This window comes from Candidatus Bathyarchaeota archaeon (assembly GCA_023131225.1).
Taxonomy (GTDB): domain Archaea; phylum Thermoproteota; class Bathyarchaeia; order Bathyarchaeales; family SOJC01; genus JAGLZW01.
The window spans coordinates 43,724-68,542 of sequence record JAGLZW010000036.1 but is presented as its reverse complement, the minus strand read 5'-3'; the positions used below and the strand labels follow the sequence as shown (position 1 = coordinate 68,542).

24 protein-coding genes are annotated in these 24,819 nt (G+C 43.8%); 10 read left to right on the top strand and 14 right to left on the bottom strand.

Going from position 1 to position 24,819, the window contains the following annotated elements; all coding sequences use genetic code 11:
• Together KAU88_09390 and KAU88_09385 are read left to right on the top strand one after the other, a co-directional pair.
• Positions 1 to 862, top strand: an 862-nt coding sequence (locus KAU88_09390) for an aminotransferase class V-fold PLP-dependent enzyme (GenBank protein ID MCK4478719.1), incomplete at its 5' end; no start/stop codon positions are given.
• A 35-nt stretch (positions 863 to 897) separates the two neighbouring features.
• Positions 898 to 1,497, top strand: a complete 600-nt coding sequence (locus tag KAU88_09385) for a GNAT family N-acetyltransferase (protein MCK4478718.1) — start codon at positions 898 to 900, stop codon at positions 1,495 to 1,497.
• Here KAU88_09385 and KAU88_09380 read toward each other — a convergent pair.
• The 3 genes from KAU88_09380 to KAU88_09370 form a co-directional block, all read right to left on the bottom strand.
• Positions 1,467 to 1,721 carry a hypothetical protein gene (locus tag KAU88_09380; protein MCK4478717.1) on the bottom strand — a complete coding sequence of 85 codons (255 nt, stop codon included), beginning with the start codon at positions 1,719 to 1,721 and terminating at the stop codon, positions 1,467 to 1,469. The two genes, KAU88_09385 and KAU88_09380, sit on opposite strands and share 31 nt — an antisense overlap.
• A gap of 166 nt (positions 1,722 to 1,887) precedes the next feature.
• Entirely contained in the window at positions 1,888 to 2,730 is an 843-nt protein-coding gene (locus KAU88_09375) for a phosphoribosylaminoimidazolesuccinocarboxamide synthase (GenBank protein ID MCK4478716.1), read from the bottom strand.
• Positions 2,731 to 2,735: 5 nt separating this feature from the next.
• Positions 2,736 to 3,221, bottom strand: a complete 486-nt coding sequence (locus tag KAU88_09370) for an AIR carboxylase family protein (GenBank protein ID MCK4478715.1) — start codon at positions 3,219 to 3,221, stop codon at positions 2,736 to 2,738.
• A gap of 39 nt (positions 3,222 to 3,260) precedes the next feature.
• Here KAU88_09370 and KAU88_09365 point away from each other — a divergent pair, with 39 nt between their 5' ends.
• Complete coding sequence (locus tag KAU88_09365; GenBank protein MCK4478714.1) at positions 3,261 to 4,937, top strand: DUF885 domain-containing protein; 1,677 nt, start codon at positions 3,261 to 3,263, stop codon at positions 4,935 to 4,937.
• Here the strand turns inward: KAU88_09365 and KAU88_09360 are convergent.
• Entirely contained in the window at positions 4,934 to 7,360 is a 2,427-nt protein-coding gene (locus KAU88_09360) for a VWA domain-containing protein (protein MCK4478713.1), read from the bottom strand. The genes KAU88_09365 and KAU88_09360 overlap by 4 nt on opposite strands.
• Before the next feature lie 163 nt (positions 7,361 to 7,523).
• Between KAU88_09360 and KAU88_09355 the strand changes: the two genes are divergently transcribed.
• From KAU88_09355 to KAU88_09345, 3 genes are all read left to right on the top strand, one after another.
• Positions 7,524 to 8,903 carry a TldD/PmbA family protein gene (locus KAU88_09355; protein MCK4478712.1) on the top strand — a complete coding sequence of 460 codons (1,380 nt, stop codon included), beginning with the start codon at positions 7,524 to 7,526 and terminating at the stop codon, positions 8,901 to 8,903.
• A complete protein-coding gene (locus tag KAU88_09350; protein MCK4478711.1) occupies positions 8,903 to 10,291 on the top strand; it encodes a TldD/PmbA family protein in 1,389 nt (462 codons plus the stop codon). The genes KAU88_09355 and KAU88_09350 overlap by 1 nt, the downstream gene beginning before the upstream one ends.
• A gap of 132 nt (positions 10,292 to 10,423) precedes the next feature.
• Entirely contained in the window at positions 10,424 to 12,106 is a 1,683-nt protein-coding gene (locus KAU88_09345) for a methylmalonyl-CoA mutase family protein (GenBank protein MCK4478710.1), read from the top strand.
• A gap of 235 nt (positions 12,107 to 12,341) precedes the next feature.
• Here KAU88_09345 and KAU88_09340 read toward each other — a convergent pair whose 3' ends face one another.
• From KAU88_09340 to KAU88_09330, 3 genes are all read right to left on the bottom strand, one after another.
• Positions 12,342 to 13,514: a pyridoxal phosphate-dependent aminotransferase gene (locus tag KAU88_09340; GenBank protein MCK4478709.1), complete on the bottom strand. Its 1,173-nt coding sequence runs from the start codon at positions 13,512 to 13,514 to the stop codon at positions 12,342 to 12,344.
• 122 nt (positions 13,515 to 13,636) lie between these two features.
• On the bottom strand, positions 13,637 to 14,206 hold the full coding sequence (locus KAU88_09335; protein ID MCK4478708.1) for a winged helix-turn-helix transcriptional regulator: 570 nt from the start codon (positions 14,204 to 14,206) through the stop codon (positions 13,637 to 13,639).
• Positions 14,207 to 14,569: 363 nt separating this feature from the next.
• Positions 14,570 to 15,169, bottom strand: a complete 600-nt coding sequence (locus tag KAU88_09330) for a VIT1/CCC1 transporter family protein (GenBank protein MCK4478707.1) — start codon at positions 15,167 to 15,169, stop codon at positions 14,570 to 14,572.
• Between the two features lie 211 nt (positions 15,170 to 15,380).
• Here KAU88_09330 and KAU88_09325 point away from each other — a divergent pair, with 211 nt between their 5' ends.
• On the top strand, positions 15,381 to 15,599 hold the full coding sequence (locus tag KAU88_09325) for a hypothetical protein (GenBank protein MCK4478706.1): 219 nt from the start codon (positions 15,381 to 15,383) through the stop codon (positions 15,597 to 15,599).
• Between the two features lie 260 nt (positions 15,600 to 15,859).
• Here the strand turns inward: KAU88_09325 and KAU88_09320 are convergent, their stop codons facing one another.
• The 3 genes from KAU88_09320 to KAU88_09310 form a co-directional block, all read right to left on the bottom strand.
• Positions 15,860 to 16,132: a hypothetical protein gene (locus KAU88_09320; protein ID MCK4478705.1), complete on the bottom strand. Its 273-nt coding sequence runs from the start codon at positions 16,130 to 16,132 to the stop codon at positions 15,860 to 15,862.
• The gene (locus KAU88_09315; GenBank protein MCK4478704.1) at positions 16,133 to 17,107 is read right to left on the bottom strand and encodes a calcium/sodium antiporter; all 975 of its coding nucleotides are present in this window, start codon (positions 17,105 to 17,107) and stop codon (positions 16,133 to 16,135) included.
• A gap of 251 nt (positions 17,108 to 17,358) precedes the next feature.
• Positions 17,359 to 17,868, bottom strand: a complete 510-nt coding sequence (locus KAU88_09310) for a hypothetical protein (GenBank protein ID MCK4478703.1) — start codon at positions 17,866 to 17,868, stop codon at positions 17,359 to 17,361.
• Positions 17,869 to 18,004: 136 nt separating this feature from the next.
• On the opposite strand from KAU88_09310, the gene KAU88_09305 reads away from it, so the two are divergent.
• On the top strand, positions 18,005 to 18,313 hold the full coding sequence (locus KAU88_09305; protein MCK4478702.1) for a hypothetical protein: 309 nt from the start codon (positions 18,005 to 18,007) through the stop codon (positions 18,311 to 18,313).
• 128 nt (positions 18,314 to 18,441) lie between these two features.
• On the opposite strand, the gene KAU88_09300 is transcribed toward KAU88_09305, so the two are convergent.
• Positions 18,442 to 19,581, bottom strand: a complete 1,140-nt coding sequence (locus KAU88_09300; protein ID MCK4478701.1) for an acyl-CoA dehydrogenase family protein — start codon at positions 19,579 to 19,581, stop codon at positions 18,442 to 18,444.
• A gap of 96 nt (positions 19,582 to 19,677) precedes the next feature.
• Between KAU88_09300 and KAU88_09295 the strand changes: the two genes are divergently transcribed.
• Complete coding sequence (locus KAU88_09295; GenBank protein ID MCK4478700.1) at positions 19,678 to 19,941, top strand: translation elongation factor-like protein; 264 nt, start codon at positions 19,678 to 19,680, stop codon at positions 19,939 to 19,941.
• A 63-nt stretch (positions 19,942 to 20,004) separates the two neighbouring features.
• Here the strand turns inward: KAU88_09295 and KAU88_09290 are convergent, their stop codons facing one another.
• Complete coding sequence (locus tag KAU88_09290; GenBank protein ID MCK4478699.1) at positions 20,005 to 21,006, bottom strand: D-glycerate dehydrogenase; 1,002 nt, start codon at positions 21,004 to 21,006, stop codon at positions 20,005 to 20,007.
• An 87-nt stretch (positions 21,007 to 21,093) separates the two neighbouring features.
• On the opposite strand from KAU88_09290, the gene KAU88_09285 reads away from it, so the two are divergent.
• Positions 21,094 to 22,476 (top strand): glycerate kinase, encoded by a 1,383-nt coding sequence (locus KAU88_09285; protein MCK4478698.1) that lies wholly within the window; start codon positions 21,094 to 21,096, stop codon positions 22,474 to 22,476.
• A gap of 7 nt (positions 22,477 to 22,483) precedes the next feature.
• On the opposite strand, the gene KAU88_09280 is transcribed toward KAU88_09285, so the two are convergent.
• Positions 22,484 to 22,783, bottom strand: a complete 300-nt coding sequence (locus KAU88_09280; GenBank protein MCK4478697.1) for a biotin/lipoyl-binding protein — start codon at positions 22,781 to 22,783, stop codon at positions 22,484 to 22,486.
• A 257-nt stretch (positions 22,784 to 23,040) separates the two neighbouring features.
• Positions 23,041 to 24,585, bottom strand: coding sequence for an oxaloacetate decarboxylase subunit alpha (locus KAU88_09275; protein ID MCK4478696.1), 1,545 nt, complete (start codon positions 24,583 to 24,585; stop codon positions 23,041 to 23,043).
• Positions 24,586 to 24,819: the final 234 nt, after the last annotated feature.

Genomic DNA, 24,819 nt, shown 5'->3' with positions numbered 1-24,819 from the left:
GCTTGAATATCCGAGAGGGGCTAATGTAGTCACTACGGATTTGGAGTATCCTTCTGTAGTGTATCCTTGGCTTAAAAGGAAGCTTGGCGTGGAGGTGCGGTATGTTAAGAGTGTTGGCGGGAGGGTTCTTGTTGAGGATGTGGAGAAGGCTGTTGACGATAAAACTGTTGCAATTACCATTAGCCATGTGGAGTATGTGAACGGTTTTAGACATGACTTAAAGGCGTTGGCTGAGATAGTGCATGAGCATGGTGCCTATCTTGTAGTGGATGCTATTCAGTCGCTGGGTGCTATGCCCGTTGACGTAATAAGGAATGGCGTGGATTTTTTGACGGCGAGCTGTTATAAGTGGCTGTTGGGTCCTGCTGGGGCAGGATACTTGTATGTTCCCAAGGAGCTTGTGGAAAGGTTTGAACCGCCGTTTATCGGTTGGGCAAGCGTGAAACCCGAGGTTTTTGAGACTATTGAGTTTTGGGATATTTGGCAACTACAGCTTTCCAGGACTGCCAGTCGTTTTGAGGTAGGTTCTCCGAGTTTCATAAGTTATGTGGGGGCGGCGGTTGCCATTCAACTTCTTCTAAATGTGGGCATTGAGAATATTCAAAAACGTGTTTTGGATTTGACAGAGTTGCTTATGGATTCTGTGAAGAGTTTAGGATTTCATCTCACTACTCCAGAAGATAGAGAGTGTCGTTCGGGTATAGTTCATTTTCTTGTTGATAGGGCGCAGAAGAGGGCGGAAAGACTGAAAGAGAAGGGGATTATAGTTTCGGCGCGTTCGAAGGGGCTACGTGTTGCCCCTCACTTCTACAACACAGAAGAAGAAATTGAACGCTTAACCAACGAACTCAGAACCACATAAATCAAGAGATCAATCGATAAGCAGTGAGAAATTTAATGGAGTTAGAGATAACTTTCGGTGTGCCCGAGAATCAAAGGGTCAGAGTAGCTGAAATTATCTACGGAGCCTTTGAAGACAAGTTTAAGAATATTTTCGGCCCCAAAAAAAGTATTCCTTTAATATCCAAGTATTTACGTAACGACAGGACGGTAGTAGCTGTCAATGAAGGGGTTATTGTGGGAATTGGAGGATTAAAATTTAAGGAGAAAGAGTTCATTGACATAGGTTTTTGGCAACTATTGCAAGAATTAAAACTTGGGATTTTCAGAGTGGTCTTTTTAGGTTGGATCTTTTACAACAAAGTTGAAGAAAGGGAATTATTAGTGGACGCGTTAGTAGTAGCTAAAAACATGCGCGGAAAAAGAATAGGAACTCGCCTTATTAACTTCGTAATTGATTTCGCACGTTCAAGAGGTTATGAACAAATCAAGTTATTCGTGGTGGATACAAACCAGAAAGCCAAAGGATTTTACAAAAGAATAGGGTTCAAAGAAGCGAAAATCCAAAAGATACTTTTTCCATGGAACAAAATTCTCAATTTCAACAGCGTAAGCGAAATGACATATCAGATCAAGTCTTCTTCTGTATTCGCATAAAAAACCTGTCCACGTTTAGCCAGTGCTTCCTTCAACTCAGAAATAAAATTTTCTTCACCTTCTACAAGTCTCTTCTTTACCTCTTTCCAAGCAGCCGGACAACTCTTATACTCTACACGTACAATGCCGTGGATGACTTTGTCAATCTCTAATTTATTCTCTTTAGTGACTTCCATCCCCACTTTCTCGAAAACCCGCTTAAGATGCCTAAAATAACAAGTCACAACAAATCACCTCAGCATCTAAACTAGTTTCGCAAACTTATGAGTTTTAAGCATAGGGCAATTAAAAGTACCTTCTTCAGATGTCTTGTAAAGAGGGCCACCCCAATCCTTGTAAGACCGCCCATAAATTCCGAGAAAAGCCTTATCCATTAGCAAACAACCGAGCCTAGAATTTTCTGCCAGTCAACCGTTCATAAGCCTCAATATACTTCCTTGAAGTCTCAAGAACTACATGCTCCGGCAGTTTTGGCGCGGGAGGTTGCCGGTTCCACCCAATTGACATAAGATAGTCGCGCACATCCTGTTTGTCGAAGCTCGGCTGGCTTTTTCCAACTTCGTATTTCTCCTTTGCCCAAAACCTAGACGAGTCAGGGGTCAGCAGCTCGTCGATGAGGATGAGTTCGTCGTCGAGGACGCCGAATTCCATCTTTGTATCTGCCACTATAATGCCGTTGGCTTTCGCCTTCCGTGAAGCCTTTTCGTAAATCTTTAAGCATACGTCTTCGATTTCTCTAGCCAGATCTCCTCCAATTTTCTTCGCTACCTCTTCATCTGTCATTTCCATATCGTGCCCCACTTCTGCTTTTGTTGTAGGAGTTAAAATGTGGTTAGGCAGCTGTTCAGCTTTTTTCAAGCCCTTAGGCAAGTGTATTCCGCAGATAGGCTTGCCCTTTCGGTAGTTTTCCCAAGCTGAGCCATAGAGATATCCTCTTACGACGAATTCAACTTTTATCAGTTTAGTTTTTTTTACTAGGACTGTTCGCGGGTCAACCACTTCCAAGATGTGGTTTGACACTATGTCTTTTGTTTCGTTGAACCAGTAGGCTGAGAGTCTGCTGAGGGCCTCACCTTTGTAGGGAATGCCATTGGGGAGCACCACGTCGAAGGCGGAGATGCGGTCAGTGGAGACAATTAACAGTTTTTTACCTAGGTCGTAAAGGTCTCTAACCTTTCCCTTTTTGAACGATGGAAGTGGAAGATGCGTGTTGAGGACGACGTCGAAGTTCATTTATTTTAATCCCGCTCTAACCTTTGAGCTTTAGCTCCTTCTTTAAGACTTTGCATATAAGCCTCAACCTTTCTTTGTAAGCTCTTGTCAAAGAGCGCGAGAATCTTTGCGGCGGCGAGTGCGGCGTTTTCAGGTCTAGGAATATAAGCCACTGCAATGCCTTGAGGTGTTACTGCTGAAGAAAAGAATTTAGCCCACCAAAACTTTTCCGAGTCAGGCGGACAGGCAATTACTGGATACTTTGAGGCGCCAGCCACAACTCCTGATAGAGCATCGGACAAGCCAGCAACTGTTATGAAAACCACGTGCCCGTTTAAATTCTCGTATTTTTCAACTTCTTCTAACAGTATTTTGGGAGTTTTGTGAGCAGACGCGACTACGTATTCGCATTTTAAACTAAAACCTTCTTCTTGCAGGAATTTGTTGATGCGAGAGGCAAACTCGTAATCTCTCTTCGAACCCATAAAAACAACGACTTTTCCTTGTGACATGGTTCGTATATTACACGAAAAACGATTTAAAGCTTAATTATGAAGGCGTCTTTTATTGTCGGTTTAGATGTGATAACTTTGAGTGCAGACGAAAAGTTTGAAGAACTCAAAAAGGGAATGTTCGACAAGTTCTTCGAGAAAAACCCTCACTTCGCAAGCTACTTAGGCCTTCACGATCCCTATGATTATCTGCTTCCAAAAGGCGATACCGCGCATGTCCTTGAAAACTTGGAAATGCTTGAAGAATCTGTTAAACGCATGAAAGAAACAGTAGACTATGACGCGTTAAATGATGCTAATAGGATGGACTGGCAAGTATTAGAAAATGCCCTCGGAATGAGCAAATTCGAAGTTTACGAACAACGTATGCATGAACTAAACCCAGATGCTTTCGAAGAAGTCGGTGGAATATTCTTTATGATGATCACTAAAGACTATGCACCCTTAGAGAAACGAATAGATGCCATCACTGCAAGACTTCAAAAACTCCCCCAATACTTGGAGGAGTTTCGGTCAAGGTTCGAAAATTCAAAACCCGTAAAGCTATGGACTGAAGTCGCCATCGAATCGACCCAGCAAATTCCTGGGCTATTCCAATTTATAGTAGCATCGACAAAGGGCAGGGTTTCTGAGGAGCTTCACGGAAGACTAGTAAAAGCCTCAATGGACTTGATGCAGCCATTTCAAAAGCATGTGCAGTGGCTTCAAAGTCTAAAGACAAAGACGGCTGAAAACTGGGCTTTGGGCAAAGAAAAGTTTGAGAAGCTGGTCCAGCTACGCGATCTAGGAATGACCTCGGAAGAAATCTGCCAACTCGGCGTCAAATATCTCAAAGAGTTGAAGGAGGAAAGAGAGCGTATAGCAGCACAGATTGCACCCGGTAAAAGCGTCAAGGAAGTCATGAAAACGATTGAAGGGAACGCTCCAAAAACCTTCGAAGAAGCTTTAGAAGCGACAAGAAAGGTGATGGAAGAGGCAAAAGAATTCATTATTAAGAACAACATCGCCACTGTTTATGAAGAAGACAAGTTGATAGTTGAGGAAACTCCAGCATTCTTGGCGCCTCTCATTCCTTTTGCTGCTATGATGATGCCGTCGAGATTTGACAAGCCGATGATAGGGGTTTACATAGTCACCCGCCCCAAAGACATTGCAAACATCGGCAACCATTTAAACTATGCAAGCATTCGAAACACGGCCGTTCACGAAGCTTTTCCGGGGCACTTCCTTCAAGGTACAGTCTCAAACAGAAGTTCTCTTATACACATGCTTGCTAATGGAACAGAGACAGTTGAAGGTTGGGCTCATTACTGTGAGCAGATGATGATGGAACATGGGTACGTAACAAGCTTGGAATCCAAGCTTGTACAAATCAATGATGTGATCTGGCGTGCGGTAAGGATGATTGTAGACGTTGGGTTGTCACGTGGCGAGATGAGTTTCGATGAAGCTGTCGACATGTTGATGAAAGAGGCTGGAATGTCAAAGGAGGGTGCTGTTGCAGAGGTACGTCGCTATACGCAAACGCCAGGCTATGCTCTCTCATACCTCCTAGGCAAACATCTGATACTGCAGTTGCTAGAGGAAGTAAAGCAGAAAATGGGCGAAAAGTACAACGAGAGATTTTTCCACGACACCATTACAGCAAACGGGTACTTGCCAATTTCGATGTTAAGAAAGGTGTTTGATCGAAAAATAGCGAAACTTGAAGCTTAGTCAAACCCTGTTGGAGATGCTTCATGCGCAATTAAGCGCTGATCCTCCCCTATTTTTTCTATAATTCTCTCAACTAGTTCCGGTTCACTAGCTAGTCTGCCCACTGTGTGAAGCTTTCCGTTTGTATGGGCGGCTATAAGTTCAGTTACTGCAAAGCCGTATGTTTCTCGACCGTACATGTGAGGGTTGGTGTTGATTACTATCGTGTGAATTCCTTCTTTTCTTATCATCTTGGAAACGGACAACGCGTCGTGAACGGCAAGACCTTCGTATTCTCGAACTATTATGCGCTTTTCTTCTATGGATCGAACTTCGCCAGTCTCTAAGCTTCTCACCAAGGGCACATTAGCACCTCCATCAGTGATAACGATCATAGCAGGTATTGTGGAAGGGGCACGTCTTTTCGATTCTTTTAGAACTTCCCATGCTTTGAGCATTCCAGCAGCAAGAGGCGTGTATCCACTGATTTTCAGTCCTAAAAGCTTGTTAGCCACAACTCTCAGGTTTGTGATGGGATGTTGAGCCACAACAGCTCCAGTATCTTTCAATGCTACAATTCCAACGCGATCTCTGTAACGGTAAGCATCTCCATGCAACTTTAGTATAGCTTTTTTTATAGAGTCGATGCTAAGCATCATGGAGCCACTCAAATCTAGAACAAAAATTATTGTCATAGGTGCTTTGTAACGCCTTAGCTTTTCACGAATATCTTGAAGGTTTATGTCGAGGGCGGTTTCGAGACTTTTCTTTTTGTGCTTTTGTTTTCTCGCCGCCGCTCGGATGGTGGCTGGAAGATGTATATCTCGGGGTTTGCCATGGGGCAATCTCCATCCACTAGTTCTGCCTCGACCGAGCGTCGTTATAGCTTCTGCTCTTTTGCCTGCGAAACTACTTGTAGCCTTACTTGTTTTCTTTACTTTGAAAGATAGTTTTGAAAGGACGCCTGAATCCTTCGTTGAACCTTTGAAGATTTTAAAAAGAGAAAATCCTTTTTTTAGCTTAGGAGTTTTTGCTGCGTGGCTGACTGATGGTATTCCCTTCATTTTCTTCAGAAAAACCTGCTTTCCTTCGTCTTTGTCATCCGCTTTGAGAGGTTTGTCGCTTTTTGCCACAGCCTTCACGCTTGGAATGTCTTTGACCTGTTTTTTGACCCTCCGCCCAAAAGCAAATATCACTTGGCCAAACAGTCTATTTATAGTAGCAAAAAACCGCGACAATCTTTTCCAAGCTTCGAATAACCCTTTGTTCTTTTCTAAGAATTCTTCAAGCTTCTTGCTCACATCGCCTTTGATAAAGACAATAGCGCGCCCCTCTTTCCTCTTCTTTTTCTTTCCTTCCGCGCTGCCTTCCTTTTGGGTTTTTTCTTCGGTTTTCGATGGATTATAGCCCACGGCTTTTGCTGTGGTGAGGAGTGCTTCTTTAATTTCTTCTGGTGTTGCTGGTTCGAGGAATCCACCTTCTCTTGTACGATGGCTCAGGGCAAGTTCTGAGGCGATGAGAATGTCCTCTAATGAGACTTCCTTTCTACCTTCAAAAGCGGCAAGTGTAGTGGCTGCCTTGCTGATGACTATGTCGGGTCTTAAACCGTCAACCTTCAAATCTAAACAAGTCTTGCATACTGCTTCGAGGAGTTTCTCAGGCATCACAACGTCAGGAAGCATATTTCGTGCTTGTGCAATTCTATTATTCAATTCGTCTTGCACGGGTTCATATTTTTTAAGAAAAACTTCTGGGTCTGCTTCGAACTCCAGGTTTCGCCTCACAACGTTCATTCTTCCTTCTACTGACGCTATTCTTTTGACAGTAACGGATAGTGGAAAACGGTCCAAGAGTTGAGGGCGGAGTTGCCCTTCTTCGGGGTTCATTGTTCCTATGAAAATGAAACGTGAGGGGTGGCTTACTGAGATTCCTTCTCTTTCAACGACGTTCCATCCGGTTGCGGCAGCATCGAGCAAATCGTCTGCGATGTGGTCGGGTAAGAGGTTGATTTCGTCTACGTAGAGTATGTTCTGGTTTGCTTCTGCCAAAATGCCGGGTTCTAAGGCTTCTACGCCATGTTTTATGGCTTTTTCAATGTCTAAGCTTCCAACCACGCGGTCTTCTGTTGCGCCCAGAGGGAGATCAACTACCCTCATCTCTCTTTCCTCTATCTGGAATTTTCCGCTTTTTTGGTAGGTTGCACTGCATTTCTCGCACATATTAGACGAGTCAGAGGGGTTGCAGTTGAAGGTGCAATCTTTCGCCACTTGTATTTTTGGCAAAACATCCCTTAAGGCTCGAACAGCAGTGGTTTTGCCAGAGCCTTTTGGTCCTCGAATCAGCAATCCGCCAATATTCGGGTTGACCGCGTTGATTATCATGGCAAGTTTCAACTTATCCAGTTCAACTATGGCTGTGAAGGGAAACAGAACCCTACGTTGCAACTGTTATTCTCCCCTTAATTTAAGGAACGCGGAATGATATAAGCTGTAACCTAACCTGCAATCTTGCAACTCTCAAGACAGCTTTTTTGTATATCTTGCTGCAAGAGCCTGAGATTAGACTTAAATTAAGTCATGTAGAAATAAGAAAGGCGAGGATTCAAAAATGGAGGATTTACAATTTCTAATTAACCACGGCTTATCACGAGGCGCTGACTTCGTAGAGGTAAGATACCAAAAGCGATCAAGAACGATGGCAAATGTCAAGAAAGGCGAGTTAGATAGTGCTACTTCAGGTGTTTTGGAAGGTTATGGGATTAGAGCGTTGAAGAATGGGAGTTGGGGATTCGCTGTTACAAGCTTGCTTGACCGAGCGACCCTTCTTCATCAGGTTGAAGAAGCTGTGAGACTAGCCGTAAGCTCAGCACCAGCAAAGACTACAAAGAGCGAACTCGCCACCGCTAAGGCAACAAAAATAAAAGCAGTGGCAGAAGTAAAAGATGACCCAAAAGATCATTCTCTTGAAGAGAAAATCAAACTTGTACTTGAACTCGACAAGTTCATAACAGAATATTCAAACGAGATAGCTTCAACATCAGTCAGGTACGATGAGAATTTGGTAGAAAAACGCTACATAAATTCTGAAGGCTCTGATTGTTACCTTTTTGATGTTAAACCCGAGCTTTTTATGATGGTGATTGCCAAAAAGGGCGGGGTTATGACTGAAGTCTTCGAAGGAGTGTGTCGTACAGGAGGATGGGAGATTTTTAGGTCAAAAGACCCTCAGGCAATGGCTAAGAGGGCCTGCGAAAGAGCTGTAAGATTGCTTTCAGCAAAAGTTGTACCCTCTGGTACGCATGTGGCTATTTTAGATCCTGAACTTGTAGGCTTGTTGAGTCACGAAGCTATAGGGCATACTGTTGAAGCAGACTTGGTGATCTCTGGCACCGCAGCAACTGGAAAGATTGGAGAAAAGGTGGCAAGTGACATGGTAACATTGGTTGACGATGGCACGATTCCTTGGTGTGCGGGTTGGGTTCCCTTCGATGATGAGGGAGTAGAAGGGAAAAAGACGGTAGTTATAGAGAAAGGCGTTTTGAAAAGCTATTTACACAGCCGAGAAACTGCTGCCAAATTCAACGTGGAGCCAACAGGTAATAGCCGGGCATGGAATTACCGTGATATACCTTTGATTAGAATGAGGGCAACGTATATTGAAGCGGGAGATTGGGATAGAGAAGAAATAATTCAAGATACGAAGGACGGACTTGTTCTATTCGGTTCTGGCAGTGGGCAAGCTGACAGCAACGCTGAGTTTATGTTTGGCGTTCAAGAAGCCTGCAAAATACGTAACGGAGAGATTGGAGAATCTTTCAGAGGAGTAACTATTTCTGGCAGTGCTTATGATGTGCTGAAGAGTGTAGATGCATTGGGCAAAGATTTCAGCCTTGAGTTGGGAAGAGGTTACTGTGGAAAGATGCAGATAGCCAAAGTGGACGCTGGAGGTCCAACTGTACGCTGCAAAATGCTTTTCGGCGGAGTGTGATGAAAATGGAAGTCTCAATAATTGCAGAAAAAGCTGTTCGATACGCCCGAAAACTTGGGGCTGACGCTGCTGAAGCATACGTGCTAAAACAGAAAAGCATCATGGTCCATGTTGAACAGGGCGCCATCTCCAATGAATCTGTCCAAGAAATTGGCGGAGTCGGGATTAGAATAATAAGAGATAATGCATGTGGCTTCTCGCATATCGACAAGCTGGCAGAAAAAAAAGTCAAACAAATAGTTGAAAACGCCTACCACATAGCTAAAGCCAGTATTCCTGACCCCAACAATATCCTACCACATCCGAAACCTTTCCTGAAAGCTGAAGGAATCTACGACAAGAGAATTGTGGATTTTCAAGTTGAAAACGCTGTAGAAATGACGAAAAACATGCTTGATACAGCATTGAATTATGATCAACGAGTGAGAGCTGATATGGGTGGAATGGAAATTCGAGTCGAAGAGGAGGCTTTGGCAAATACTGAGGGCGTAGATGTGGTTGAAGAAGGAACATTTATGGGAGTCTTTATATCAGGTCTAGCGAGAGAAAATGGTGAAGTAACATCTTTCGTAGCAGAAGAGGGCTACTCACGCCAACTAGATCTAAACGTTGAAAAGATCGGAACAACTTTTGCTGAAAAAGCAGTGAAGCAGTTTGGGGCCAAAAAAATAGATTCCTTCGAAGGTACCGTTATTTTAGATTTCGCTCCAGCGGCAGAACTGATAGGCGGGACCTTAGCCTTCGGCGTCAGGAGCGATAATGTCCAACGAAATGCAAGTCCTCTTAAGGGAAAGATTGGAAGCGAACTGGCGGTTCCACAACTGAATGTAATCGATGATGGTCTACTGGAAGGAGGGATGATGACCAAGACTTTTGACGACGAGGGTAATCCAAGAAAGAGAACGTCGATTCTGGAGAAAGGAGTTTTGAAGAACTTCCTATTCAACACCTACACCTCAAAGAAAGAAGGAACAGAAAGCACAGGCAACGCTTCAAGAAGGCGACTAGGTTTATTCTTTGTTCCATCGTTACCATTCGAATCTCCTCCACAATTGATTCCCAGCAACCTTATCATAAAATCAGGCGACTGGACAAAAGAGCAGCTCATCGAAGAGGTTGATAAAGGAGTCCTTGTAGGGCGCTTCTCAGGTAATACAGAGCTCAGTAACGGTAACTTCTCTGGCAGCGTTAAGCAAGGTTTCTTGATTGAAAATGGAGAAATAAAGCATCCTCTTATTGGAACTATGATTTCAGGCAACTCATACGAACTTATGAAGAACATCTCTGGCATAAGCAGAGAGTTCAAAATCCTCGAGTCATGGGGAATACCATCCGTTCAAAGCCCCATAATAAGAGCCGAAAAAATGAAAATAACCGGAAAAACCTAGGACGTAGTCCAGCATCCTTACGCCCCAAATTCCAAACACAAACTACAAGGCATCAAGAATATACAATAAGGAACAATAACATATCAATCTAAGAACATTAGAATATAATGGCAATAGAGCGGTGAAACCAGATTGACGAACCCGCAAGATTCCGAATATCTCAAAGGGAAAAAGGAGAAATGGGAAAAGGAGACGGTAGAAAAAACTCTGACGCGTCTTCCAGAAAGAAAGAACAAGTTTCGGACCAGCTCAAACATCACAGTTGAAAGACTCTATACTCCCCTTGAAGCAAAAGACTTGGACTACATTCAAGATTTAGGCTTTCCAGGTGAATACCCTTATACTCGCGGTGTTTATCCAACAATGTATCGTGCTCGATTTTGGACTATGCGGCAATACGCGGGGTTTGGGACAGCAGAGCAGACAAATCAGCGTTTTAGATACTTGCTTCATCAGGGCCAGACTGGCTTAAGCGTGGCTTTTGACTTTCCTACACAGATTGGATTGGACTGTGATCATCCTCTGGCGCTGGGTGAAGTTGGAAAAGTAGGGGTAAGCGTTGGCACATTGAAGGAAATGGAGCTCTTGTTTGAAGAGATATCCCTAGATAAAGTATCGACGAGCATGACGATAAACGCGCCCGCCGCAGTGCTTCTGGCCATGTACGTCGCCATAGCACAAAAACAAGGGGTCTCCCCGTCGACCCTAGGTGGCACCGTTCAAAACGACGTTCTCAAAGAATACGTGGCTCGTGGCATGTACATTTACCCTCCTAAACCAAGCATGAAACTCGTCACGGACATTTTCGAATACTGTAGCAAGAACATGCCCCGCTGGAACACGATAAGCATAAGTGGTTACCACATTCGCGAGGCAGGCGCAACAGCGGTTCAGGAAGTTGCCTTCACTCTTGCTAATGGCATCGCTTACGTGCAAGCGGCAATTGACCGTGGCTTGAACGTAGACAACTTTGCCAGAAGGCTCTCCTTCTTTTTTGCATGTCACAACAATTTTCTTGAAGAAATCGCCAAATTTCGAGCTGCTCGGCGATTATGGGCGCGTATAATGCGAGAAAGATTCGGAGCTGGAAAGCCTTCATCTTGGCAATTGCGCTTCCACATACAGACGAGCGGCGTGGCGTTAACTGCACAGCAACCCCACAACAACATCGTTCGCGTTGCACTTCAAGCCCTTGCAGCAGTGCTCGGCGGAACACAAAGCTTGCACACCAACAGTTTCGACGAAGCATACGCATTACCAAGTCAAAAGGCTGTAACTGTCGCTCTGCGCACACAGCAAATTATTGCCTGCGAAAGTGGTGTTGCGGACACTGTTGATCCAACTGCTGGAAGCTATTGCATTGAGGCTTTAACCACTCAGATTGAGGAAGATGCTATGCGCTACATTGAGGAAATCGACCGACAGGGAGGCGCGGTGAACACCATAGAAAAAGGTTACATGCAGCGTGAAATTATAGAAAGTGCCTACAAATACCAAAGAGAAGTTGAGAAAAAAGACCGCACAATTGTTGGTGTAAACGAATTCATAACTGAAGAGGAAGTGCCTATCAAGCTTTTGCGGGTTGACTCTGCTATTGAAATGAAAGTGGTTGAACGGTTGAGCCGCGTGAAAAAGGAAAGGAACAACCGAAAAGTTAGGGACGCTCTTGAAATTTTGCGTCATTTGGCTGAAGAGGAAACAGAAAACCTTGTGCCACCTATCTTAGTGGCTGTTAAGGAATATGCTACAGTAGGTGAAATATGCGACGTTCTGCGGGAAGTTTATGGTGAATACAAGCCATTAACTATTTTCTAGTCAATTTCGATAAGCTATGAAGAGGGCGCAGAAGGGAAATTAAAGGAAAGAACCGCTAAGAACATATATACGGCGTTAGTTGAAGAAGCGAAAGTCCAACAGAGAAATTTTTCCTACAACGTTCGATGCTAATGGGAAAAATATTCAATTAAGTTTCTAGAAAACAAAGAGCGCTTCATCTAAATAGCTAACTGTTTGCTGGTCATCTAGTGAGAGCCGATAAAAAAAGAAGAGTTTAGAGAGTTTGAAGTGCTTCGTCTGTCCGTGTCAAGGCTTTTTCGATGTTAGGAATAGAGTTGGCAAATGAGAATCGCATGTAGCCTTCGCCATACTCGCCGAAAGCCGTGCCTGACAACGTGGCCACGCCTGCCTTATTAAGCAGAAAGTCCGGTAGTTTTCGGCTGTCCATGTTTACTTCTTTCACGTTTGGGAAGACATAGAACGTAGCTTGAGGTTTCTTGCAGGTTATGCCCTCTATTCTGTTTAAGCCAGATACTATGACTTCGCGTCTTCGCTTTAGCTCTTCCACCATCCTTTTTACCTCATCTTGAGGACCACGTAAAGCTTCGACGCCCGCCATCTGTGAGAAAGCACAAGTGCAAGAGTTAGAGTTTATCATGAGCTGCGTGATTTTTTCTGCCAGGTTCTTTGGCATAACTCCGTAACCCAGTCGCCACCCAGTCATAGCGTATGTTTTTGAGAACCCGTCTATTATCACTGTTTTGTCTTTTATTCCTGGAAGTGAAGCAATGCTTCTATGCTCACCTTCGTAAATCATCCGACTGTACATTTCATCTGAAACTATAATCAAATCGTCTCTGTCTTTGACTTTGTCAGCGATAGTTTCCAAGTTCTCTTTTGTTAACACGCCGCCTGTGGGGTTTTCTGGAAAGTTAAGAATAATCATCTTGGTTTTGTCTGAGATTTTTTCCAATGTGTCCACTGTGTCTATTGCAAAATCGTTTTCTTCTTTCAGTGGCATGGGCACTGGTTTCGCGCCGATGAATTTTATCAGAGATTCATATATTGGAAACCCCGGGTTTGGATACATCACTTCGTCACCTATTTCGACGCAAGCCAGTATGCCGAAGAATATTATTGGCTTGGCGCCAGGTGTCACAACAACTTCTTCAGGGTTTACTGTAATGTGTCTTGTTTCTGAGATGTGTTCTGCTATGGCTTCTCTCAGTTCAGGAATTCCAGCGGCAGGAACATAATGCGTATAGCCGGAGTTCATGGCTTTTGTTGCTGCGTCTCTGATATTTTTAGGTGTATCAAAGTCTGGCTCACCAATTTCGAGGTGGATTATTTCGCGACCTTGTTTTTCTAAGGCTTTAGCTTTTGCAAGCACCTCAAATGCGGTTTCTGTGCCTAGATCTTGCATTCTTCTCGCAAATATTGAAGACATTCCCGTTCTCTCTCCAGAGAAGACTACTAAAAGCAATAAACTATTTAACGTTTACATTTGGCAAGATGCTACGCAAATTTTGTAGGCGTTCCGCTTAATGTGCGAGCGCCGCGCAGAGTTCTCTAAAGTTTAGGTTCTCTGGACTTTCTGAATAGGGCGTGCCACTCGTCTTGTTTAGTAAGGACTCTGAGGGCTTCGGCGTATATCTTTACTTTTAGGGTCTCAGCGTTTTCTACTGGGCCCTCTTTTGAGTATTTTCGGCCGGTATTCTCAAGTTGCTTGAGCATCATCAGAGCCAACTTTTCAAGGGTCTCGGGTGAGACGCCAAAGAAACGGTGTTGCAGCTGGAAAGCGATGAAGATTCCTCTTAGATTCACAATCTGCATCTGTATAAAGAATCTCTTAACATCCTTTGGTATATGATCGCAGTTTACTATGAAGAAAGCCGCTACAGGGCTGTAGAATTTCTGTAAGATGCCATGTTCCTCGGGCTCAACTCTTTCTAAGTAAATGAGTTGGGCCTTCATCAGCAGCTTGAGGTGATAGCCAATCGCGGCTCTTGTCAGACCGAGTTCGTCGGAGAGTTGAGCCTCTGTCATGGGATGTTCGCACAGTAGCTGTAGAATTTCCGTTCGCGTGAAGTCGGCGAGTAATCGGATCTTGTCGGGGGCATCTACGATGCAAACACTCATTTTGAGGGGTTTAGGCGTACTCTGTTTTCCTCCATTATCGTTTCATGCACTTATGAAATTACATAATATTTATTCTTTAAAAATATTCATCGGTATTAGATATTTAAATGATGGCGACGTTTGCGCCTCTGTCTGAACAACCAATTCGGTTACAGCCTTTAACATCTAACTCTGGCTTTATCTTTTATTCGCGCCGTGTTTATCTAGAAAAGTTGCTGTCAGAGGAAAGCTCATCAAAAAACATCAACTTAAGGCGATTAGGCACTTTTGTTTGCTACAAGTCGTACATGTTGTCCCGGCTTTTGTGGTCTCAAAATTTGGGTGACTTGAAGGCGATTGAAGGCGATTTGGTCAGTAGAAAGGTTAAATGGCGCTTAGTAGAAGGAATATGGCTACTGTGACTATTCCGATGGCAACCATCTGGGCGCCGTATAACAAAATGTTCGCCTTCGCGATTCTCCCCAGATAAAGGCCTAAAGAAAACAATGTGATTAAGGTGAGAATGACCGAGACAATGTAAGCGTCCCCGATGAGAAACGTTCCCGTCAACGCGAGAATGAAGGGGACAAGAGAAATCACCCCCGTCAATACAGGTGATGAACCATCAATAAATGCGGCATACATAGAAACAAAGTCAGAAGCATCATTGTGTATTGAGCCGCTGAGATCGGTGAGCATGGCAGCCTCGAGCGTTTTAAGCTGTCTCTGTCTCTCAGCTTTTTCAGTCATGTAGGCGCCGAAAAGGCCGGATATCCCCATAGCTAGACATGCCCCTAACCCCGCGGTGACGATTATTTCAGGCTTTGTGACTCCCACGCTCCAAAAGCCTATAATAATACCCAGCATGGTCATTGAGCCGTCAAAACCGTCCTTGATAAAGTATCTTCTAGCAATAGGGGTCATTTGCGTAATCTGTATATACTGTCTAGTTCTCCGGAAGAAAGTTTTAACGCGTTCTATCATGCGTCAACCACGTTGAGAAGACGGTGTTTTCATCTTCCGCACTCATTTGGATTATAGCAGTACGTTTAGCTTAATATAAATTTTCATATGTCTCTAATCGCAGGTTCGCGCGCGTCTTTCTCTGTTGGTCACTAGTAAGTGTCGGGTTTTGGTAAAGGTTGATATTTAGACGCTCTTGTTATTCATTTCTTTCTTCTCTTAGGAAGTTTGAATGTGTAAAATCCTCTGGGCTCATTGGTTTTCAGCCGTGTCACTCGAGGCTAGTGCCATTTGCTACCGCTACTTAACCTATCATTCAGAACGCCGAATTTCAACTTCTCCGTTGTCTCTCACCCACCTTGTGCAAGTCAACAGCGACAGACACAACACTGCAGAAAGAATAGAGCCTACAATCCTTCCTTGGAAAGCCATGATGATAGCGGATCCGTAAGCAACGCAAGCAAACATCCAAAGATGTGTGATAGTAAGTTTCTTTTTCACTTGACCCCTCCTCGCGAGGAATTTGAAAGAGCTAATGCTAAGATAAAAGCAAGTAGGTAGATAATGCATAGAATGACGATGCATAGGAAAAGCAAGCTGTAGTCGAGGAATCCAATAATCAGATGGTTATAGGCTAAGAGTGCCAAGGAGAGCGATGTTATTACGGAAATAGCAACTACATCAGGCCTTTCCAATAATTTTATCATGTTTCTATCTAACCGCCCGTTTAAGCCACCTTAGACTCCAAATCTTAGTTGTCTTATCGAACTCGACTTTATCTAAATTCCTCAGTAACAGCAGATACCTAACGATTCTTCTCCTGTCATAGTTGGTTGTCGTGCCGCCCTCACAAAATTTCATTCGATATGTCAGTTCAAAACAGGTTAGTCCTCCGTGTTGCTCCAGCAATCTTAATATCGTGTTCATCAATAGTTGCTTTGTTTTCTCGGTCTTTATCAAGATGTCTCTCTTCCTCCTCTCCATCTAACCTCCCATGAAAAACGTCAGTTTCAAAAACACATAAGACACGTAAACGAGTATGAGCACCAGCGCCTCCTTCCTTTCAAGTCGCATATTCCTCAAAAACAAACCTATCACAAGAAAAGCTACCAGGAACATGAAGGGAATGTCAAACCATAACAGCACAGGATTAACTGTAAACCCGGAGATCATGGCCCCTGCACCCAAAGAGAAGAGGATGTCGCAGATGTTGCTCCCAACCATGTCGCCCACCGCTATGCCTGCTGCGCCTCTCCGCAAGGCGATTATGGCGATTGTGAGTTCTGGCAAACCTGTGCCTAAGCCAACTATTAGCACCCCCGCAACAGAAGGGGGGACATGCCATAACTCAGCCAGTTGAACACTTCCTTCAACAACAAATTCTGCAGCCAAAAGGAGAATACCCATCCCAATGAGGATCATCAAGAGATCTTTGACGAGGTGCATTTCTGGTTTTTCTTTTTCTACTTTAGGGGTTGATTTGGAAGGGTGTACTTCTTGTTTGACGAGGTAAATGAAGTATAGCAGATAAGCGAGTGTGACAACAACTCCTTCCAGAGGAGTTATTTTCAAGTCCAAGGCGACTAGAGCAAAGAGAATTATGGACAGAATTAGCATGGTTCCCTCCCTCTTCAGTTCCCGTTTGGTTATGGACATTGCTCCAGCAAGCCCTACGATACCCATAATTATGGTGACTTGGTTGATGTAAGAACCGATTTTGTTGCCGACCACGATACCAGAAACCGCAGCCATTTCAGCACCCGCAAGTATATCTATGGCTCCTACTACACTGACCGCTATTTCTGGCAAAGAGGTTCCTATGGCTACTATCGTTAACCCTATGAACAGATGAGAGAGTCCGAAGTGGCGTGCTATGTTCTCAAAACCTCTTACGGATAGTTGCGAACCCAAAAAAAGACCCACTAAACCAAGCGCCAAAAGGATGAGTGGGAGTATCATGTACGTTAAACCATCTTGCCAAGCGTTTGAATGTATATCTAAAAACATCGATTTAAATATTTATATCAGTGAAAAATATTAAATAATGAGTTTGCAAAGTTGAACATCAGAACAAACTGTAGCAAGGACAAGCTTTGCGACAATAGCGCTGCCTAATTTGAAAAAAAGGGAAGATGCAGAAAAGCACATATATCCTGTTTGATAAGGTCTCTCCACCCTGTGGCGCGCTCTGTGACAAAAAAAAACAAGAGTTAAGATTCTTTCTTTTCCTTCATAAGCCAGCTTGCCAAGACTATTTTGTTTGTGTTGTAATACTTCTCGACCGAGACAATCCCTCTTCCAGCTAACCTAAAGAGTATCCTATGGGTCTTTACTCGAGACAGACCAGTTTTCCAACGAATATCTTTCTGTAACATCGTGCCACCTTCCGCAACCAGAGTTTCTATTATTTTTTTCTCATCTTCATTCAAAACTCGCAAAATGGCATCAAGGACGGGTTCTCCTTTTTCCACAGTTCGTCGCGAAGTTTTTTCCTTCGTTTTCTCTATGTTAAGTTCTGGAAAGATTAAAGAATATCCTAACACCGACACTGCTATGACAAGTGGTACAGCAAACATAACAAGCCAAAAAGACTGTGGAACCTCTGGGGCCATTCCGTGACCTCTTCCGCCAAGTCCTCCTTCAAATGCGAAAATGAAAAAACCAAGAACACTGACAACAAGTGCAACTGTTAAAATAGAAATCAAAGTCTTAGAACGCATGTTTCACTCATAGAATATGAAGAAGAAAAGCTGTTTATAAGGTGTTTCAAAATCTGAAACGTTTTGTTACACCAACCATCTAAACCACGCGAGAACCATTGTTTTCTTGTAAGCAAAAAAATGGAGGTGGAAAATAATGAGAGGTAAAATGAAAATGATTGTAGGAATGGCTCTAGTGCTAGGTGCCGTATCAATCGCTTTGCTGGCTACACCAATTCAAGCCCACGTTAACGGAACTAGCGATGGCGATTTGCTTCAAGCACAGGACAGAGATAGACTGAGGACTAAAGACTGCGAATGTGATGGTGGCATGCTTCAGACAAGAGACCATATTAGAGACAGGTTGAGAACACCAGATTGTGAATGCAACTGCACACCGAGTTTAGAACAATATAGATGTCAAGACAGAAACCAAAGCAGAAAAGGAACAAGTCTAGCTCCGTGATGAATGTGGGCCAAAGTTGTTCCAACCCTTTTTCCCTTTTTATGTACACGGTGGACTGGGGTATACCTCGTGAAGTATCTTGCTCTCGCGTACATAAGAAAAAATTCGTGCTTGCCATGTATTTCCAGCTATTGTGAGTTCCGCGCTATTATTATGCGCATTATTTCGCTTGTTCCGCCCGCCGCAATTGTTTCTAGAGAGTCTAGCAGATAACATATCGCTTTGAACTCAGGCAATGTTCCATAAGCTCCGTGAATTTGAACTGCGTTAACAGCAGTTTTTCTGGCAACTTCAGCCGTGTAAAGCTTCGCTCTCGCAATCTCCTTGGCAATTTCTCTACCTGTTTTTCCGTGATCCAAGAGCCACGCCGCATAATAGGCCAACCATCTTGCAGCCTCAATTTCAACATCCATGTCTGCAAGCATAAACTGAATAGTTTGAAGCTGAAAAATCGGGTTCCCGTACAATCGTCTTTCCATAGCAAATTGTAACGCTGTCTCGTAAGCAGCTTCTGCGATTCCTAAGGCTACACCTGCGTTACCTATTCTGCCAATTTCAGAAATTGATGCAAGTGCGGCTTTCAGCCCATCTCCTTCTCTGCCAATAAGATTCTCTTTAGGAATTCGGCAATCTTTAAAAAACAATTCAGTAATTTCCATGCTTTGAAAACCCATATGCTTCTCTCTTGTTCCACACTTGAAGCCCGGTGTTCCTTTCTCAACCACAAAAACGCTGAGGCTTCCCGATTTATGCCCCGTTTTGGCAACGAAAACACAACTGTCTGCTACGCCTCCGTTTGTGACGAAGCACTTGCTTCCGTTAATCACGTATTCATTTCCGTCGCCTTTGGCTACGGTTCTAATTGCTGTGGGATCTGAACCACCTGTGGGTTCAGTGACTGCCATACACATGATTTCTTCTCCCTTGACCACGGGCGGAATATATCTGAGTTTTTGTTTATCACTTCCGAAGCGGAGTATTGTCCAGAGACCCATGGGTGTTGCTTGAAGAAACAGTCCCATAGAAGGGTGAACCCGCGAAATCTCTTCTATAGCTACTACACGCGCTAGGTGCCCCATAGGAGAGCCGCCGTATTTTTCAGGAATTACGATTCCTATGAGCCCTAGATTCGCCATTTTCTCAATAATGTCACGCGGGAACTCGCCTTTACCCTCGATTTCAGAAGCTTTTGGCGCAAGTTCCTTTTCAGCAAAGCTGCGTATTGTTTTTCTGAGTATTTCCTGTTCTTGATTGAGGCTGAAGTCCATGTTAATCTCTCCGCATGTTTGATAGGGAAGGTTTGGTAAGTTATATTTAGCTGTGGCTATTCTGTTATATTGTCTGCTTTGTTAGGTGGAAGAGAGTTGGGTGAACACGAGATTAAGGAAGTTGGCATTGTGATTCATTACTTCACGAAAATAAGCGTAGCTGTTGTCGAGTTGAGCGACACGCTTTCCGTGGGAGATCGTATTCTCATAAAGGGTATGACAACGAAGGTTGAACAAACCGTCAATTCGATGCAAATAGAACATGAAAGCGTGGAAAAAGCTGAGGCAGGGCAAAGCTTCGGATTGAAAGTGGATGACCGTGTGAGAGAAGGTGACACGGTCTACAAAATACTCCAATAAACCCTCATTTTCTCTTTTTCTCATTGATAATCGAAAGAACGTGATAAGAAGAGGTGTGTTAGGCTATTTTTGACCAGGCTTTTTGATTCCCACAACGTCCTTGTTCACGAGGTTTGGAGGAATTCTGCTTTCAAAAAAGGCTACTAGGTTCTCAGCCACCATTTCTGACATTCTTGACCGTGTCTCAAAGCTAGCGCTGGATATGTGGGGTGCCACGATTACATTCTCAAGTGTTAACAACGGATTACTTTGTGGTGTGGGTTCTTGCTCAAAAACGTCTAAGCCAGCACTAGCAATCCATCCTTCCTTCAGGGCCTTATAAAGTGCTTTTTCGTCAATGACTGGTCCTCTTGCATTGTTAATTAGGATGGCTGTTTTCTTCATTAGTCTGAGTTTTTTCTCGTCTATTAGATGGTATGTGGCTTTAAGCAGCGGGACGTTAATTGTTACAAAGTCTGCTTTTTGTAGCAGCGTGTCGATTTCTACGTACTCTATTTTTAGCTCCTTTTCAAGGTCTTGTCTGCGAATCACATCGTAATAGAGAACTTTCATGTCGAACCCTCTAGCTCTTTTTGCGATGGATGAGCCAATTCTTCCCAAACCAACGATTCCTAAAGTTGCGCCATAAACATCTCTACCTTGAAGCATAGCAGGATGCCACCCAACTTTCCACTTTCCAGCACGAACATATCTGTCAGCTTCGGCAACTCTTCTCGCTGCAGCCATTAGAAGCGCCCAAGCGAAGTCGGCGGTGGTCTCGGTTAACACGCCCGGAGTATTGGTAACATAGATTCCCCGTTTTGTAGCTTCTTTTACGTCGATGTTGTCAAATCCGACAGCAAGTTGAGAAACGATTCTAAGGTTAGGTGCTGCGTCAAACACTTCTGCGTCTATCTTATCTGACAATAGTGTGGCTAACGCGTCAACTTTAGCGGCTTTTTCAATAATCACTTCTTTTGGCGGCGGAGCGTATTCAGGCCAAATTTCCGCGTCAAATCGTTCTTTTATTATATGCAATCCTCTTTCTGGCAATTCTCTGGTAACGTATACTCTAGGTTTCTGCATTATCAAACGCCTCAATGTTTCTTCAAATAGCACTGTCAAATTTATTACGTTTACTGACTAAAGAATATAAACACTGGCGAAAGAGCTATGGTAATAATCAAAAACAAAAAGACTCTCATAGAAAACGCGAAATCCAAGCTTGACAGAAAAGCTCGAAAACTGGCCCTAGAAGCTTTAGAAGCAGCGTTGGAAGCAGCAGACCCCGAAGAGATAATCAAGTCAAAGGTCACGGTGAAAGGCAGCACATTAAGAATCGGTCAGCACAGATTTGGTTTACAAAAGTTTCATCGCATCTATGTTGTTGGAGGTGGAAAGGCAAGCGGAAAGATGGCTGAGACTCTGGAGTCAGTTCTTGGAAATCGAATATCAAGCGGAATCGTTAACGTTCCCCACAACAGTGGCCCCTATAAAACTCGCAGAATCAAGTTTCAAGAGGCTAGCCACCCGATTCCTGACGACGCGGGAATGAAAGGCGCAGAAAAAATGTTGAATCTTGTCAGCCAAGCTGAGAAAAACGATTTAATCATCTGTTTAATTTCAGGGGGCGGGTCGAGTTTGATGCCGCTGCCCAGAGGCAAAATAACTCTCAACGACAAACGGCAAGTTACCGAGGCGTTGTTGAAGTCTGGTGCCACAATAAATGAGGTTAACACCGTGCGGAAGCATATTTCAGCTTTTAAAGGGGGTTGGCTGGCAAAAAAGGCATATCCCGCCACAATTGTCAACCTTATATTATCAGACGTAATAGGCGATCCTTTAGATTTCATCGCATCAGGTCCCACCGTTCCCGACTCGACCACTTTTGCCGACGCGATAGAAATCATGAGACGATACAGTCTATGGGCGAACATGCCGCAATCCGTTAGAACCGTGCTTGTTGAGGGGCAGAAAGATTTGATCGCGGAAACACCTAAGAAAGGAGACAAGGTGTTTAGTAAAGTCTACAACGTTGTTGTTGGAAATAATCGCTCGGCAACTTTAGCTGTCTGCAACAAGATTCAAAAAATGGGTTTACGTTCGCTCCTTCTCACGGCTTCTCTTGAAGGCGAAGCAAGACATGTGGGAACAGTATTAGCCTCTATAGCAAAAGAGGTTGGGGCTTCTGGACATCCGTTACCTAAACCTTGTGGAATTGTTGCTGGCGGAGAAACAACGGTTACTGTTGTTGGAGACGGGAAGGGCGGGAGAAATCAAGAAATTGCGTTAAGTGCAGCCTTGAATATTTCGGACATGAACGGAGTTGTTATTGCTTCCTTCAGCACCGACGGCATAGAGGGACTAACAGAAGCAGCAGGCGCCTTAGCAGACGGAAAAACCATAATCCGCTCTCAAGAACAAGGGTTGAATGCTAAAAACTTTCTTGCAAACAACGACTCCTTCAATTTCTTCTCAAAACTGGACGACCTCATTTTCACAGGTCTTACAAGAACCAACGTCAATGACATTTCAGTCATTATATCAATAAAATAACCAGCAGCTATTTTATTATGATCAAAATTTCTCCGTCGTTTACTGGAGTTCCTTCTGCAACATTTACTTCCTGAACCTTCCCAGCCTTTGTAGCCGTGATTTCGTTTTCCATTTTCATTGCCTCAAGAATGCAAACTACATCGCCAGCTTTTACAACATCGCCTTTCTTTACCTTGACTGAGACAATTCTTCCAGCCATAGGGGACACCACAGCCCCTTCCTCAACAACTGTTCCTCGACGTCTTTCAGCTCTTGCCACGACTTGCACGGTAGGTGTTTGAGCAGCCATTCTCTTAGCAGGTTCCATAAGTTGAGCCTTAAAAAGCGCGTTGTTAACTTTCAAAGTAAAAGGTGAACGTCTGTTAATTTTTTCCAGTTCAACCCGATATGTTTTCTCTCCAACATCAAGAGTAAAAGGCGAGGTGGCACCTGTTTCGCTTTTCTCTAATTTCAGTTCAACTGGCTTGTCGTTGACCTTTGCCTTAAACAGCTGTTCACCCTCTCTTTTGACAAGCTCCACTCTATAGGCCCTGTTTTCAATCATTATGTTGTATTCGGGCACACTCAGCCACCTTGTCTGACTAGTTTTTGTCTAGCTGACAAAACCCATGGTGAAAGTCTTTCCATTCCAGCTTTTCTGATTGGAATCACTGCTTTCACCTCATGAGTGCTTTTCAGAAATGCTGCGACTGCTACTGACAGCGCTGCAATTTCTTCTAGTTCCTGTTGTTCTGGAGTTAAAGCCGCATCTTTTTCTTTTCTTTTTGCTTCCCTTTTTTTGAAGAAATCTGCCGCGACTTTTGGGAACAAGGCATAAGTCAGTTCGTCTTCTTCGCTTTGTATGTAGGGCTTAATCTTGTTGGATATTTTGCCAAGTTCCGATTTAAGCAGGTCTGCTGGGCGGCATTTGATTGGTTTTTCATCGCCAATTATCTTTTTCTTTATCTTCTTATTTATCGGTGCGGGCGGTTTCCCGTAGAATCCTTTTACGTAATTTCTCACTTCCTTAGACACGATCTTGTAGCGTTCACCCGATAAAACGTTAAAAACAGCTTGTGTCCCAACCAGTTGACTGGTAGGGGTAACAAGAGGCGGATATCCCAGCTCTTCTCGAACATGTGGAACCTCCTTTAAAACCATGTCAAGCTCGTCGAGGGCGTTTTGTTCCTTTAACTGCGAAATTAAGTTAGAAAACATTCCTCCGGGAATCTGATGCTTTAGGATAGACGTGTCTACTCTTTCGGCTAAGGGGCTAATCAAGCGGAGGGGGTCGTAATATTTTTCTCGCAAACCACGAAAGTATTCAGCAATCTCGACTAATAATTCCATGTCAAGTCCTGTATCATACTCAGTATCTTTTAATCCGGCTACTATGCTTTCAACGGGCGGTTGTGACGTGCCCCCAGCTAAAGGCGAGAAAGCGGCATCTAGAATGTCGGCTCCAGCTTGGCAAGCACGTAAGTAGGTCATCATAACCGTGCCGCTAGTGCTGTGGCAGTGCATGTGAACTGGTAAGCCGACTTCCTTCTTCAAGGCTGAAACAAGTTCATAGGCTTTTTGGGGCATGAGCATGCCCGCCATGTCTTTGACGCATATTGAGTCGCAGTCAAGCTCGGCTAAACGCTTGGCTACTTTCAAGTAGTAATCTGTTGTATGGACAGGGCTTATAGTATAACACAATGAGCCTTGAGCGTGGGCGTCGACTTTTTTAACGGTTTTTATAGCGATTTCTAGGTTGCGAGTGTCGTTTAAGGCGTCGAAGATGCGGAATATGTCTATGCCGTTTTCTGCGGTTTTTTTTATAAACTTGATTAGAACATCGTCGGGGTAGTTTCGGTAGCCTACCAAGTTTTGTCCCCGCAGAAGCATCTGCAGGGGCGTTTTTTGAACGTGTTTCTTCAGTGTACGAAGGCGTTCCCAAGGATCTTCGTTTAAGTAGCGGATGCTGACGTCGAAGGTGGCGCCTCCCCAAACTTCGAGAGAAAAGAATCCCACTTGGTCTATTTTTTCGGCTATGGGAACCATGGATTCGGTTCTCATGCGAGTTGCCATTAAGGACTGATGGGCGTCTCTGAAGGTTGTGTCGGTTATTTTGACGGTTCTAGCCAAGAGAAATCCCGCTTGAATGGTATTGAAGATTAGTTACAATCCTAGGCTAATATTTTAACTTACTCTTTTGGCATAGGAAATTTCGAGATTAAATAAAAAAAGAAACGAAGTTTTACCACATAGCCTTAAAGTTATAGCCTTGCTTCTAATCATAATGCCATTTTTAGAGCTTGTATTGGAGATTGAGTTAATGCCAAACTTTTTTCTTGAAAAATCGGATAGAAACCTTCATAT

Coding starts and splice junctions, on each gene's coding strand:
- KAU88_09335 (MCK4478708.1), bottom strand. CDS start 14,206: ATGAGTGTTTGCATCGTAGATGCCCCCGACAAGATCCGATTACTCGCC.
- KAU88_09290 (MCK4478699.1), bottom strand. CDS start 21,006: ATGCAGAAACCTAGAGTATACGTTACCAGAGAATTGCCAGAAAGAGGA.
- KAU88_09365 (MCK4478714.1), top strand. CDS start 3,261: ATGAAGGCGTCTTTTATTGTCGGTTTAGATGTGATAACTTTGAGTGCA.
- KAU88_09285 (MCK4478698.1), top strand. CDS start 21,094: ATGGTAATAATCAAAAACAAAAAGACTCTCATAGAAAACGCGAAATCC.
- KAU88_09340 (MCK4478709.1), bottom strand. CDS start 13,514: ATGTCTTCAATATTTGCGAGAAGAATGCAAGATCTAGGCACAGAAACC.
- KAU88_09375 (MCK4478716.1), bottom strand. CDS start 2,730: ATGAACTTCGACGTCGTCCTCAACACGCATCTTCCACTTCCATCGTTC.
- KAU88_09280 (MCK4478697.1), bottom strand. CDS start 22,783: ATGGAACCTGCTAAGAGAATGGCTGCTCAAACACCTACCGTGCAAGTC.
- KAU88_09370 (MCK4478715.1), bottom strand. CDS start 3,221: ATGTCACAAGGAAAAGTCGTTGTTTTTATGGGTTCGAAGAGAGATTAC.
- KAU88_09300 (MCK4478701.1), bottom strand. CDS start 19,581: ATGGACTTCAGCCTCAATCAAGAACAGGAAATACTCAGAAAAACAATA.
- KAU88_09385 (MCK4478718.1), top strand. CDS start 898: ATGGAGTTAGAGATAACTTTCGGTGTGCCCGAGAATCAAAGGGTCAGA.
- KAU88_09325 (MCK4478706.1), top strand. CDS start 15,381: ATGTGTAAAATCCTCTGGGCTCATTGGTTTTCAGCCGTGTCACTCGAG.
- KAU88_09320 (MCK4478705.1), bottom strand. CDS start 16,132: ATGGAGAGGAGGAAGAGAGACATCTTGATAAAGACCGAGAAAACAAAG.
- KAU88_09350 (MCK4478711.1), top strand. CDS start 8,903: ATGAAAATGGAAGTCTCAATAATTGCAGAAAAAGCTGTTCGATACGCC.
- KAU88_09330 (MCK4478707.1), bottom strand. CDS start 15,169: ATGATAGAACGCGTTAAAACTTTCTTCCGGAGAACTAGACAGTATATA.
- KAU88_09305 (MCK4478702.1), top strand. CDS start 18,005: ATGAGAGGTAAAATGAAAATGATTGTAGGAATGGCTCTAGTGCTAGGT.
- KAU88_09310 (MCK4478703.1), bottom strand. CDS start 17,868: ATGCGTTCTAAGACTTTGATTTCTATTTTAACAGTTGCACTTGTTGTC.
- KAU88_09355 (MCK4478712.1), top strand. CDS start 7,524: ATGGAGGATTTACAATTTCTAATTAACCACGGCTTATCACGAGGCGCT.
- KAU88_09315 (MCK4478704.1), bottom strand. CDS start 17,107: ATGATACTCCCACTCATCCTTTTGGCGCTTGGTTTAGTGGGTCTTTTT.